The following is a 13,397-nucleotide window of genomic DNA, read 5'->3' as shown; positions in this document are numbered from 1 at the left end:
GCTAATCCACTTCATTGTCAATTAGCTCCAAAAAAAGAAGATCGAAAACAGCTCGATCTTCTTGGTTATTCTTAACTTAATAAAAATTTTTCAAATACATCATTGCCGATAAACATCCCAGCCTTTGTTAAATAAACGCGGTCTCCTTCTGAGACTAACCAGCCATTTTTAGAAAGTTCTTCAACGACATTGCCATAGATCGAATCAAAAGAACAGGCAAATTTATTTGAAAAGGCTGCTTTCGATACACCTTGTTTCTTCCGTAATCCAAGAAACATTTCTTCTTCCATTTGATTGCTGGTCGTTAACGATTCTGTTTCATGGATCGGCAGTTGATCTTCCCTCAATGGACGCAGATAGTGCTGGATCGGTCCAAAGTTTTTGTATCTCGTCTGTCCGATATAACCACTCGCTCCTGCGCCAAATCCGTAATAATGTTCATTATTCCAATAAACAAGATTGTGCTTAGACTCATATCCTGGCCGGGCAAAATTACTGATCTCATATTGCGATAAGCCAGCTTTAGCCATTGCAGTGATGGCTTCTTCAAACATTTGTGTCTCAGATTCCTGAGAAGGCAACTCCATTTTCCCTTGCCTAACCCAATTCATGAACATCGTTTTGTTCTCTAAAATCAGTGAATACATAGCATAGTGAGGCAAACCCAAATCAATCGCTCGTGTTAGCGTATCTCGAAAACTTTCCATCGTTTGTCCAGGTAAAGCATAAATCAGATCGATCGTAATATTTTGAAAATCATGTTTATCTAACAACCGAATCGTTTGATAGACATCCTCTGCCGTATGCTTGCGGCCGATTTTCTTTAACAAGCGGTTATCAAAAGTCTGCACCCCCATCGACAACCGATCAATGCCCAGATTTTTCAAAACTAGCAATTTATCTTCCGATAAATCCCCAGGATTGGCCTCTACCGTAAATTCTTTGGTCGTTTGCGTGGGCAGTAATTCATGTATGCCCGTAATCAGACGGTCTAGCTGCGCAGCCGAAAGGGAAGTCGGCGTTCCGCCGCCAATATAAATCGTCTCACAAGTAGTGATTGGTTGTTTGCTCACCGTTAGAGCGATTTCTTTCAGCAAACAGTCGATGTATTCATCAACCGGTTGCCCTTCTAAAAAAACTTTATTAAAGTCACAGTAATAGCAAATATGTTCACAGAATGGGATGTGAATATAGGCAGAAGTACTGGTGGAAAGTGTATTGATTGGAATCTTATTCATGGTTTGCATATTTTTATTCCTTTCAGAGATCAAATCAACGTTCAACTGCACAAATACGGCTCGCAACAAATGAACCTGATCCGAGGTATATCCGCTCCCCATTCTATCATAAGTAAGATTATCTCGAAACGCCTCTGCTTTAAAAGTAGTTAGAAGCAGATCTCACTGCTACCCGTTAATAAGAATACAATCGCATGCGCAAAATTTTAAAATCTTCACCGATAAATGGGAAATAGGCTTCATCCCCATTCAGGCGACGATTTGTCCGCCATTGCCCATCTTGTAGAATCCCCTCTTCTAAAGAAAGGATACCTAAAGGATTAGAACCCTGCTGCGCTTGCAGATCCAATGCGAAATTAGCACCGGTGAGATAGTAATATTCTTTGTGTTTAATGATCAGACCTGCGGAATTGATCATTTTGTCTCGAGAAAATAATTTGACTGCCCAGCGATCCTGTCCATTTTCATACACAATTTGGTTCTGAGCCCCTTCTTTTTTAAATGAGAAGATTTGAGCTTCCTGATCTTGCAACAGTGGCTCAAGGGCGGCGATGATTCGATATCCTTGGTTTAAATGAGGCAGTGTATCGGAAGAATCAAAGGCGTCTTTCGCTAATCCTAACTGGGATAAAAAGCGGTAATCCTGACTAGTATCATCCGTCAGAAGATCTTCGATACCAAAAGGTGAATAGCCGATTGCTCCTTGACCAAAAGCATAAAATAGATTCGAAATATATCTTTTGTCAATTCGGGTTTCCGGAATTAACAACGGCTGATCATTCCCGTATTCCGCGATGATCGGTTTGATTTCTTCTTCGTAAATATCTGGGGCAATAAAATCCAACTGAGAGGCAATAACTTTCCAAACTTGCCAAGTGGTGGATACAGCGCCACCACTAGGATATTCTCCCGGCCGCCTGTCTGGCTTTTTGAGCCATACATTCGTAAATAACGGCAACGCTAAACGTTTTCTTGCAATCTTTGCATAGTCTTGGATTGCTGCGGCATAATGATATGCCATAAACACTTCATCCCCAAAGGGGACTTCTGACCATTGTTTAGCTCCGGGATAGAGGTTTCTGATTTCTTGCGGCAACGCCATCTGATAGACTTTTTCTGCTGCTGACGAATGATCACGACTAGTGCCAAGACTACCAATCTCGTTTTCAATCTGCACCATTCTGATAAAGGCCCGCAAAGGATGGCTTCCCAAGTAGTCGCAGATGGCGGCAAAGGCTGAATGAGCCTGTGCTATCACATCTTGACATAGCGGACTATAACTATTCATCTTGTTTCCGGCGCTATCCTCTATGCGAAAATATTTGGGATCCGTTTTGATCCATTCAGGAACATACGTGGATAAGCCATTCTTCCAAAGGCCAAACCACAAAAAAATCACATCGATTTTCTTCTCAGCGGCATTTTCCAAATGGGAATCAATTAATGAAAAATCAAACTGATTAGGCTGTGGTTCGATCAGCTCCCAATAAATAGGTATCAAAAGGGTATTGGTCGCAACCTTGTCAATCTTGTCCCATACTTTTTCCTCCATGTAAGCGATAGATGAAGCAGTGGAGTTATGGACTTCTCCTCCTAGTATCAATTTTTGAGAATGCTGTCGTTGTTTCATCATTGTCCTCCTTTTTCTTCTCAGACAGATAGTCACGTTTTGATCGACTATCCCTCTCAGGTAGTTGCAAGCGTTTTTAGTCGTAATTCTATTATAGGAATCTTCTAAAATAAGGTATACTAAAAAAAGAGAATTCATACTAAAAAAACAGAAATGAGGTTTTTGATGAATCGAGAAGCACTAGAATCAATTGTGAAAAAACTCTACGATAAATATTTGATTCCTTTATTTATCTTCGATGAAAAACAGCAAGTGGTGATTCCTCGTAATTCCTTCATAACTGATAAACAAGTGGCGGAACATTTTTTCCTTACCAGCCAATCGACTGAATTGGATGTGGTGACGTTTTTTGAAGGAGATGACTTTTTTTTCAGCAGCTTTACTTGTGATCTACCAGATTCTTCAATTGGCAATGTGCTGATTGGACCTTGCGGGATATTAGGTACTAACAAAAGATCATTTCCTTTTCAAGGATATGATTACATTGCTGGGGTCCATTACTCGAAAGAAAGTCGAGAATCTTTTGTCGCTTTCGTTGAATTGTTTTACACGATCCTAAAAGGAGCCATCCCTGATGCCAACAAGTTTCGTTGGAGCGTTCCAGAGAAACAAGCAAATTCCAATACGTCCACCCTATTAGAAGAAAATCTTTATCAACGACGGTTAGAGGATCCTTATTTGGACTCGTTTGAATTTGAGAAACGTTACGTAGAGGCTGTACGCCGAAATCAACCCGAAAAAATTCTTTGGCTATTCCATAAAATGAGCAGCACCTACAGCGTCGAACTAGCAAACAACAAGCTAGAAAGTTTGAAATACAAGTATTCAGGATTGATTACCATTCTAACTCGGGTCAGTATCAATGAAGGCGTTCCGGTGAGTCAAGCCTATGGGTTATCCGATACACTACTCCAAAAACTACAAAATATTTATGACGTTCAGGAATGTTTGACCCATATTCAGGAAAGTACTTATCATTTCATGAGGTTGATTCATGCATTTCCTACCCAGAAAAGTTTTTTGATCAGAAGTCTCATCAATTACATTGATACGCATATTTACGATAAAATTACATTAAACGATTTGGCTGAATTTACTGAAAAACACCCCACCCATCTGAGCACAGAATTCAAAAAACATGTAGGCCAAACGATCCACACCTATATCAATCAGCAGAAAGTAGCGGAAGCAAAGCATTTGTTATTGTTTACTGATTATAGCTATAAAGAAATAGCTGCATTGCTTCATTTTTCGAATCAAAGCCACTTTATCCAAGTATTCAAGCAATTTGCGATCATTTCTCCTAAAGAATATCGCAAAAACTATTTCTCAAGTGTCTTTTGTTCAACTGATAGTTGATGGATCAACTTATAAACTCTCTCTAAATAAGGTTGTTAATCGTTTTTTTCTGCCCTCCATAAAAAAAGAGTGGATTTCTCCACTCCTTAAAAGACTCATGTTTTGGGTTAACTACTGCTCACAGTAATTTTTTGCTAACAACGACTTATTTAACTAGGTCTGACCTTCGCATGCTATAGTGAGAAAAAAAGCTCTTCAGGCTATACGTTTTCCTATCATTGAATAAACATCCGCAAGAGCGAAATCAGATAACGAATCAATCGATAGATCAAAAACAAGAAAAACAGGTTACCTAAAATAAAGCGGAAGCCATTTCCAATGGAGGCACGAAACGAGCGGAAACTAAAGTAACGGGACCATTTGCTAAAAGTAATTTGTCCATTTCTTCTAATACGATAGGCTTCATCATAAGTATTCTCCAACATATCATAGTAAAAGATAAAAAGAGGTTGTTTAGGGAAAAATGCTTTTTTGAATCCTGCCATCAACGTGTACGTTTTATTAGCAGACGGAAAATTCCGATTGCCGTTTTTCTTGATTCGCACTTGCTGCCCGTTTTTATTTTTGGCAGCATAATAATCTTCAAATTCTACGATTTGATAAATGATCGGTTCGCTATTTTCTTGTTCAAATTCAGCAATTATTTGATCGACTTCTTGCCAACGTAGATAAAGCCAAGCAAACAGCACGAGCAAAACAGCAATCAAAAACAAGTTTAGTAGAAATCCCTCTTGGATCAGCGCTAGATAAGCACAAATAATCAAAAGAGCGATTCCAACAACAATCATTCTTCGTTGGAAATAACTGCGATACATTTGTTCAAAAGATCGCCGATAATAGGCAAAGTCATCTTTTACAAAATTCATGATCGTCCCACTTTCTGAAAAGATTATTTGGTTCAATTTATCAATATCTTGTGAAAATGTCAATTTATCTCTCGAGTGATCGTTTTTTTATTTAAATAGAATCATTTTCCTTGACTTCTTATAGGCTACTCGGGTTAAAGTAATAGATAGGAAAACGCTTTTAAAAAAATAGAAAGTTGGGAAACTATGAGTCTACTGAATGAAACATTCACACTGAAGAATCAAATCAAAATACCTAAGATCGGATTGGGCACTTGGCAGTCCTCTCCGGAAGATGCCTATCATGCGACAAAATTTGCTCTTGAAAACGGCTATCGTCATGTGGATACTGCTGCTGCCTATAAAAACGAAGCGGCTGTGGGCAAAGCCCTCCGAGATTCTGGTGTTCCTCGAGAAGAGATATTCGTTACGACAAAAATTCCTGCTGAACTGAAGTCTTTTCAAGAAGCTGTCGATAGCATCAAACGCTCAATGGCAGAGCTTGACACTGAGTATATCGATCTTGTTTTGATCCATGCTCCACGACCTTGGAAAATCATGCGGGATAATCCGGAGCAAAAAAAATATTTCGAAGAAAACATTGATGTCTGGAAAGCACTGGAAGAAGCGTATCAAAGTGGTTTGATCAAATCGATTGGTGTTTCCAATTTTGACCAAGATGACCTGCAAAATATTTTTGACCATTGCGATGTGAAACCAATGGTCAATCAAATCATTTATCATATTGGAAAAACAAATGAAGAGTTGCTGCAATTCTGTAAAGACAACGACCTTTTAGTGGAAGGTTATTCACCAATCGCGACTGGTCGCTTGCTGGATAATGCCGACATCAAGAAAATTGCCGAGAACTATCAACGCTCGATCCCTCAATTATCTATTCGTTATCTATTGCAAAAGGACATTTTACCATTGCCAAAATCCGTTCACGAAGAATATATTTTGGATAATGCAAAAGTTGATTTTACCATTTCCGATGAAGATATGGCCTTTTTAGATCAACTCTAAACGTCCCTAACGCAAAAAATCGCTCACCTGCAAAATGATCAACTTGCAGGTGAGCCTTTTTACGGTTGTTTTATACTAATTGTTCAAAGGTTCCCCAGACTTTCACGTCTTTTTTATCGACCATCACTTTTCCTTTAGCGATCACCGTTTCAACATCTAGCGTATCTTGATTCAACAGGCAAAGATCGGCATCCATTCCAGGAGCGATCCGGCCTTTTTGAGCCAACTTCAAAATCTTTGCTGGATTAGAAGTAATTGCACGCAATGCAATCTCCAAAGGAATCTGTTCTACTTGTACAGCTTCTTTGATTCCTACCATTAAAGCTCGGGAACTACCTACCCCAAGCCCAATGAATTGATTGTTTTCATCAAAGTAAGGCAGACTTCCTTGACCATCCGATGTCATGGTGAATTGATCCAACCCGATACCTTCGTCTAACAAACGTTTTAGCCCTTTACTAAAGCGAACTTCATCATCTTCTCTTTCCCAAAAATCAGGATCTTCACTTGCGGTAAAATCGATGGTACCGCCCATTTTAGCAAAAGCGATACTTGCTTCAAACAACTCACTTGTCCGATTTGCATGAGTCGGTAAAAATTGACTAATAGGGATCTCAGTCTCCTCCACAGTTTGTAGCAAGAGTTCGTATTGTCGCTTGCCACCACCTAAATGCACATTGATGATCCCTGCTTTTCCTGAGAGCATGCCCCCTACTCGAGCATCTGCTACAGCACGAGTAAATTCTTCAAAACTAGGTTGTGAAGAACGGTGATCTGAGACCGCAATTTCACCAATGCCAATCACTTTGTCGATCGTCAAAAAGTCCTTGATCAATGAATCCGTCACTGGATCAAGAGGCAATCGATACGAACCGTCATAGACATAAGTCGAGATTCCTTCCGCTTCTAAACCTTTGGCTTTGCTGATCAATGCCACCATATCACGCCCAACACCATCGGTTCCTAAACAGCCGACAACCGTTGTGACTCCAGCAGTTGTCAGCTGGCTAAGGGTTACTTCAGGCGTTCGGTTCTGGTAGCCCCCTTCCCCGCCACCACCTAAGATATGGAAATGGCAATCGATGAATCCGGGTGTCGCAATCAATGAAGAACCATCGATTTCTTCGACAGTTAGTTGATCAAAGCCGCCACTGATTTGATCTTCGATGGCAACAATTTTGTCATTGATCACTAAAATATCTTTCTTTCCTAAATATTCTGGTGCATAAACTTCCGCTTGACGAATAAGTTTCATTCTCGCAGCTCCCCTCTTATTGCAGACCAATCGCTACAGCGATAAAGATAAAGATCGTACCTAACACAAACAGAAATCCTTGCATTTTAATTTGGAACTTTGCCCATTTTGCCCATTCGATTCGGGCAACGCCAAGCACACCGATCAAACTGGCAGATACTGGAGTGAATGCATCCATGAATCCGGAACCTAATTGATAAGCTAAAACGGCGATCTGTCTGGAGACACCCACAAGATCAGCTAATGGCGCCATGATCGGCATTGTCAATGCTGCTTGACCTGAGTTCGAAGTAACAACTAAATTAAATAAGCTTTGGAAAATATACATGAACCAAGCACCGATAAAGGCTGGCACACCGCTTAGCAATCCGCCGATGCTGTGTAGGATCGTATTCAACGCTGAAGGCACATTGGCATCAGAACCACCTAGAACAAGCAGGATTCCTTTTGCCATCCCAACAACAATCGCTGTTCCGGCCAAATCAGCTGCACCTGATTGAAAAGCACTTGCTACATCGTTCAAGCCCATGTCTTCTAACTTAAAGATCACAGCAATCAGGCCTGCACCTAAGCCCATCACGAAGAACTGTGAAGCAATTTCTGGAATATAGTACCCTTTTTGTGTTACTCCCCAGACGATCCAAATCAAAACTGCCAGCATTTCAAGCAAAATCAGTTTATGCCCCAAAAGAAACGGCTTGTTTTCATCAGATGTCTTCTGGATATGGTCGCGGAAATAGGCATCCGATTTGTAAGTCAATGATTTCTCCGGATTCTTACGAATACGTTCTGCATACACCATCAAATATGCAGCTGATAAGCCAGTAATGACTACCCACATGATAATTCGGAAAGTTGCCCCTGAAAGAACTGGGATACCCGCGATCCCTTGCGCAACCGCCACACTAAACGGACTCATCCAAGAAGTTGCATTCCCGATTTGCGAGGCCACATAGGTGACCGTTACCGCCACGATCGAATCATACCCAAGTGCGATCACAAATGGCACCATGACCATAGAAAAAGGAATTACTTCTTCCGCCATCCCAAAAGTTGCTCCTCCAAATGAAAAAGCAAAGAATAAAAGCGGTAAAGCCAATCGTTCTAATCCTCGTGTCTTACTGATAAAGGCAAAAATCCCAGCATCAATCGCTCCGGTCTTCATAATGATCCCAAATGCGCCACCGACTACTAAGATCAACGCAGCGATCCCCACAGCGGAACCATATTTATCTCCTGAAACCAATCCTTCAAACACAAAGTTCAAGAAACCAAAACCGCCAAAATCATCTGTTCCCCAAACCTTTGCTGTCTTATGAAGTTTTTCTGATGTATCGTAGATTTTATCTCCATATAACTCATAAAGAACATCATCCGTTAGGGAGAGCTCATCGAGCTTTTCTTGATCAAGTTTCGACTCCCCTTCGTCTAGCACACTTTGCAGTGCTGCTTGATCGACACCCAATTCTTCTAGCTCTGCTGGATTTTCTTCTAAATTCTCTAACTGCTCGAAGACAAAATCGGTATTAAGCGGATACGCATAACGGAATGAATCTTGTTTCAAAACCGTTCGCGTGCTCACTTCACCATTTGCATCAACATATTCAATCTCTTCCGTACTGAATTTTCCGGCAGGAATCAGAAACGTCAATACCCATGCTACCAGCACTACGCCAAAAATGATCACATACGTGTGTGGCGTTTTCATTTTTGTTAAATCTTTTTTCTTTTTCACCAATTTTCTCCCTTTCACCTTATACATTCACTGCATAAATTATCATTTTCCATCTTTTTTAGTATAGCGGAATTTTGCCCTTTACTCATTGGGAAACCATTAGAATTTGTTGTAAATTCTAGCGAAATAAGCTAGGAGAACACTGATGTACCAAACAAGTAATAGACAAGAAAAAGTCTTCAAGACAGTAAAATATCTTGAAGACTTTTAGGTGATGCATCTTCTATTTATTCACACGTTTTGCGATCATTGGTAAAATCAGTCCAATCAAGATAAAGATGATCGGTGTGATGATATTCAATGACAATTGGAACAACCAAGCTTTTGGATCAGCAGCATAATCTAATTTTGGTACCATCCCTAAGATACAAGCAAATGCTGTAAATAAGAAACACCACAAACCAATACCAAAGCCTAGTTTTGTATTTTTAACAAACTTATAATCTGATGAGAATCGATGGGCTTGTTTATTGATCAGCATGAAGGCTACAAATACCCATAAGTAACGTAATGGCATCACAACCGAATTCAAGTTCAACAACCAGCGATACAATTCAGTCATATTTCCGATACCTAACGCAGGAATGATGATCAAGATGCTGACTAAGATCCCTGTCATGATATATCCATTGATCGGTGTACCTTTTTTGTTCAATTTTGCCAAACCATTTGGTACAAATTCTGGATCTGCATCAGAAAGCAAAATTTTCAACGGCGCATCAATAGAAAATGCTAATGCTGAAATTTGCGCTAATGCATTGGCGATCGAATAAAGAATCACAAATGTATTGCCAATCCCATAGAAATTGCCAAGACGTTGGAATGCTTCATAAGCGCCATTTACCATCAAATCTTTAGGAATATTGTTTGCATCGAACAGCATCCCCATTGCGATTGATCCTAGTAACGCACATAAAGCGACCATTCCGGCTAAAAAGATCATTCCTTTAGGAAATTCTTTGGCAGGGTTTTTCGTGTTATTAACGTAAGGCGAAATTTTTTCACAGCCACCTACCGCAAACACCAGCATCGAAATCGTCGTTAAGTAAGTAAAATCGAATTTAGGAATATAAGTTGAAACAGTTGTCATATTTGGTGTTGCTACTTGAGCTCCAGTCATCGCTGGTGCTGTTACTGCTAAAATAATAAATAAGATCGACATGACAAACATCGCTGTTCCGGCAATATTACCGATCATCTTCAATGTAGTCAATCCTTTAGATGCGATCCATAAAAAGAAAAGAAAAATAGCTAAACAAATTAATGAGACTTCCATTGATCCGACAGTCGATACGAAAGAGCCGTTTCCTTTAAATAACCAACTCAATGATACCAGGATCCCTTGTGGTTTTTGTGCGAGATATGGGACGTGAACGACCCAGTAAGTCCAAGCAGCGAAAAAGGCCAATCGTTTGGTTGAAGTTTCTTTGATCCAAGAGGATACACCACCGCTTGATTCCTTGAACGTTGATCCTAGTTGACCTACACTCAATGCGTAGGGAACAAAGTATAATGCCATGATCAAGATCCAAGATACAACAACAGTCAATCCCTGTTGTGCATAGTTGTTCACTACATTCCCGAGTCCCCAAACAGAGACAAACGCCATTAGCGCAATATTATACCAGCGCAATTGTTTCTCGTTCATTACTTTCTCCTTTAAACATATGATTTCAGTGATCGAACCGAATTCTCGAATGATCATGATTTCCATGTATCGAGCAAAGTTTATTTGTAAGTCGAATGAGCTGTCCACAACGCTTTTTCACTTCTAACGAACTTCTCGATAACTGTCATTAACATTGACCAGAAATTGAATAGAATATCATTTTTTTTGACCATTCATTTCGTTTCAGTCATCACCTCATTTTAGAATAAACCCCAAAATTATTTTGGTCAAGAGAAAATAATAACAATTTTCATCGTTTTTTAACAATGGGTTAAGCGATATATAAATAACGAGATAAAAACCATTATTTAGATTAAAATAACTTCTATTGCGTTCCGTTCCTTTACTGGAAATTAGCACCTAAACAAATTTTTTAGAAAAAAGATAAAACAGAATTTTGGAATTTTTCAGACTTTTAACTATTAATGATTAGAAAAATAATTTTATTCACGCAAGATATCCCCTTACACCACTCATCCCGCTAAACAAAGTGAACAGTAATAGAAAAAAACCAACTTATATTTTGTCTAGACTACAATAAAAACGATAACATTCGTCATAAAACTCTTTTAACTATTATTTAAAATAACAAAAAATCTTAATTAGATCAGTTTGATTGACACTTTCCGATCCTCTTAAGATTTTTTACGAGTACTAAAGGTAGCTCTTATTTATTCGAAGTATTTCCTAGTATCAATCTCGTCTTGTTGCAGTTGTTCAATCAAGGCTTCTGCGCCACTAAAAGCAACTTGATCTCTCAAAAAGTGGTGCCAGCGAATCGCAACAGTCTCTCCATAGATATCTTGATGGAAATCTAAAATATAGATCTCCACTGTTAATTGTCGGCCTTGACCAAAGGTATCATTATGACCAATCGATCCCATAGACGGATACCAGCGATCACCTACTTTAAGCTCGGTAACATAGACACCTTCTTTTGGCAGGCGCACTGTACTTTTGACTTTAATATTCGCTGTCGGAAAGCCAAGTTCGCGTCCCCTGGCATCGCCATGTACGACAGTTCCTTCAAACTCATAAGGATAACCTAACAGTCGATTGGCTTCTGCCATTTCTCCGTTCTGCAAAGCGGCGCGGATTCTTGTTGAGCTGACTTTCTCCCCTGCCAAAGTTTCCTTGGGAACGGTAATCACTTCAAAACGGCCTTGGGCATAAGAAGGTAAAAGTGCCATGTTTGCTGTCTCTTTCTTTCCATAGGTATAATCGAATCCAGCCACGACCACTTCCGCATGTAAACCTACCATGTATTGATCGACAAAGACTTGCGGCGCTAAATTTGCAAAAGCTGAAGTGAAATCCACTTCGTAAAGATAGTCGACTCCTAAATCAGCCATATGGGCTTCTTTTTGTGATAAGCTGGTTAGATATTGCATTGCCTCAGGATCCACTTTTTGAAAGACAATAGATGGATGCTGGTTGAATGTCATCAATGCCAGCTTCAATCCTTTTTCTTTTGCTGCTGCTTTTCCTGTTTCAATAACTTTTTGATGACCTAGATGCACACCGTCAAAAAAGCCTAGAACCAAAACGACAGGTTCTGATGGAATGACATCTTTATTATATGGATGACGTAGCTCGATAATTTCCATTCTTACTCTCCTATTTCTGTACGAATAACTTTCGCAGGTTTTAATAGCCCCTGTTTCCTTTGATGCGGCATATAGATACTAACGACTTTATCTTGATAAAACAATGCCACAGGTGTTGCAGGAGGTTCTTGAAGACCAAAACTACGATATGGCAAGGGCATGCCATTCTTGACATTCTGCCACAACTTCTCATCAATTGCAATTTTGGGAAACCCGCTTACCCCATATTCAATGGGCTGCAGCAACTCATTGATTCGCCCTGATTCCATTGCTTCACGAACTTCTGCAAGCGTAACAGATTGATCTTTGGTAAAGCCGCCGCTTGCTAACCGTGTCAAGTCAGACATATGAGAGGCTACTCCCAAAGCAGCACCCGTATCGACGGCTAACGTACGGACATACGTTCCTTTCCCACAGCTTACTTGAAACCGCCACGATTGGGTGCCACTTGTCTCATCAAAGATTGGATCGCTGATCCGCTTAAATGAATGAATCAAAGCTCGCCGTTTTGGACGCTGCACTTCTTCATTTGCCCGGGCATATTCATACAAACGTTTCCCATTGACTTTAACTGCGGAATACATTGGCGGAATTTGGGTAATTTCACCAGTCAAACTTGCCATTGCACGATCGACTTCTGCTGTAGTAAAAGGTTTTGCTAAAGGCGTCCTTTCAACAACTTCACCCGAACGGTCTTCGGTCGTTGTGGAAAAACCTAGCGTGATTTCTCCTGTATATATCTTTCCGGAATCCACCAAGTATTCCACGACTTTGGTTCCTTTGCCAATGCAGATCGGCAATACACCGTCTACATCAGGATCTAGGGTTCCACTGTGTCCGACTTTTTTTGTATGTAAAATTTTTCGTAGTTTAAAGACACAGTCGTGACTGGTTTGACCACGTTCTTTCCATAATGGCAAAATTCCATCCATAGTATCCCTCCGCTTCTTTTTCAACTTGACCATTATACCATATTCTAAAAAAACTTAGTATGGTCTTAAAGTCTTTCAGAATGATATTCGTTCATGATACA

General features: G+C 39.9%; 10 protein-coding genes. 2 read left to right on the top strand and 8 right to left on the bottom strand.

Features of this window, described 5'->3' with window-relative positions:
* Nucleotides 1–71: 71 nt before the first annotated feature.
* Nucleotides 72–1,238 (bottom strand): radical SAM family heme chaperone HemW, encoded by a 1,167-nt coding sequence (gene hemW, locus ACTFWY_RS03230; protein WP_439926538.1) that lies wholly within the window; start codon nt 1,236–1,238, stop codon nt 72–74.
* A 175-nt stretch (nt 1,239–1,413) separates the two neighbouring features.
* A complete protein-coding gene (locus tag ACTFWY_RS03225) occupies nt 1,414–2,868 on the bottom strand; it encodes a DUF5597 domain-containing protein (RefSeq protein ID WP_311810607.1) in 1,455 nt (484 codons plus the stop codon).
* Between the two features lie 165 nt (nt 2,869–3,033).
* Between ACTFWY_RS03225 and ACTFWY_RS03220 the strand changes: the two genes are divergently transcribed.
* Nucleotides 3,034–4,227, top strand: a complete 1,194-nt coding sequence (locus tag ACTFWY_RS03220) for an AraC family transcriptional regulator (protein ID WP_311810606.1) — start codon at nt 3,034–3,036, stop codon at nt 4,225–4,227.
* Between the two features lie 215 nt (nt 4,228–4,442).
* Here the strand turns inward: ACTFWY_RS03220 and ACTFWY_RS03215 are convergent, their stop codons facing one another.
* On the bottom strand, nt 4,443–5,093 hold the full coding sequence (locus ACTFWY_RS03215) for a hypothetical protein (RefSeq protein WP_225585836.1): 651 nt from the start codon (nt 5,091–5,093) through the stop codon (nt 4,443–4,445).
* Nucleotides 5,094–5,279: 186 nt separating this feature from the next.
* Here ACTFWY_RS03215 and ACTFWY_RS03210 point away from each other — a divergent pair, with 186 nt between their 5' ends.
* Entirely contained in the window at nt 5,280–6,098 is an 819-nt protein-coding gene (locus ACTFWY_RS03210) for an aldo/keto reductase (RefSeq protein WP_029486755.1), read from the top strand.
* A gap of 70 nt (nt 6,099–6,168) precedes the next feature.
* On the opposite strand, the gene iadA is transcribed toward ACTFWY_RS03210, so the two are convergent.
* The 5 genes from iadA to truB form a co-directional block, all read right to left on the bottom strand.
* Nucleotides 6,169–7,353 (bottom strand): beta-aspartyl-peptidase, encoded by a 1,185-nt coding sequence (gene iadA / locus ACTFWY_RS03205; protein ID WP_003126388.1) that lies wholly within the window; start codon nt 7,351–7,353, stop codon nt 6,169–6,171.
* 16 nt (nt 7,354–7,369) lie between these two features.
* Entirely contained in the window at nt 7,370–9,115 is a 1,746-nt protein-coding gene (yfcC, locus tag ACTFWY_RS03200) for a putative basic amino acid antiporter YfcC (protein WP_029486754.1), read from the bottom strand.
* Nucleotides 9,116–9,311: 196 nt separating this feature from the next.
* Nucleotides 9,312–10,736 (bottom strand): APC family permease, encoded by a 1,425-nt coding sequence (locus ACTFWY_RS03195; RefSeq protein ID WP_003126386.1) that lies wholly within the window; start codon nt 10,734–10,736, stop codon nt 9,312–9,314.
* 692 nt (nt 10,737–11,428) lie between these two features.
* A complete protein-coding gene (gene ribF, locus ACTFWY_RS03190) occupies nt 11,429–12,364 on the bottom strand; it encodes a riboflavin biosynthesis protein RibF (RefSeq protein WP_103299759.1) in 936 nt (311 codons plus the stop codon).
* A 2-nt stretch (nt 12,365–12,366) separates the two neighbouring features.
* Nucleotides 12,367–13,296: a tRNA pseudouridine(55) synthase TruB gene (gene truB, locus ACTFWY_RS03185; protein ID WP_219645026.1), complete on the bottom strand. Its 930-nt coding sequence runs from the start codon at nt 13,294–13,296 to the stop codon at nt 12,367–12,369.
* Nucleotides 13,297–13,397 lie beyond the last annotated feature (101 nt).

The sequence above is a fragment of the Enterococcus sp. 125944 genome, from assembly GCF_051909435.1.
In the GTDB taxonomy this organism is placed as follows: domain Bacteria; phylum Bacillota; class Bacilli; order Lactobacillales; family Enterococcaceae; genus Enterococcus_D; species Enterococcus_D gallinarum.
The sequence above is the reverse complement of the archived record's forward strand: the minus strand, read 5'-3'. Positions and strand labels throughout refer to the sequence as shown.

Excerpts from the sequence above, each read along its gene's own strand:
- ACTFWY_RS03195 (WP_003126386.1), bottom strand. The coding sequence starts at position 10,736 with ATGAACGAGAAACAATTGCGCTGGTATAATATTGCGCTAATGGCGTTT.
- ACTFWY_RS03210 (WP_029486755.1), top strand. The coding sequence starts at position 5,280 with ATGAGTCTACTGAATGAAACATTCACACTGAAGAATCAAATCAAAATA.
- ACTFWY_RS03225 (WP_311810607.1), bottom strand. The coding sequence starts at position 2,868 with ATGAAACAACGACAGCATTCTCAAAAATTGATACTAGGAGGAGAAGTC.
- yfcC (WP_029486754.1), bottom strand. The coding sequence starts at position 9,115 with ATGTATAAGGTGAAAGGGAGAAAATTGGTGAAAAAGAAAAAAGATTTA.
- hemW (WP_439926538.1), bottom strand. The coding sequence starts at position 1,238 with ATGAATAAGATTCCAATCAATACACTTTCCACCAGTACTTCTGCCTAT.
- ACTFWY_RS03215 (WP_225585836.1), bottom strand. The coding sequence starts at position 5,093 with ATGAATTTTGTAAAAGATGACTTTGCCTATTATCGGCGATCTTTTGAA.
- truB (WP_219645026.1), bottom strand. The coding sequence starts at position 13,296 with ATGGATGGAATTTTGCCATTATGGAAAGAACGTGGTCAAACCAGTCAC.
- iadA (WP_003126388.1), bottom strand. The coding sequence starts at position 7,353 with ATGAAACTTATTCGTCAAGCGGAAGTTTATGCACCAGAATATTTAGGA.
- ACTFWY_RS03220 (WP_311810606.1), top strand. The coding sequence starts at position 3,034 with ATGAATCGAGAAGCACTAGAATCAATTGTGAAAAAACTCTACGATAAA.
- ribF (WP_103299759.1), bottom strand. The coding sequence starts at position 12,364 with ATGGAAATTATCGAGCTACGTCATCCATATAATAAAGATGTCATTCCA.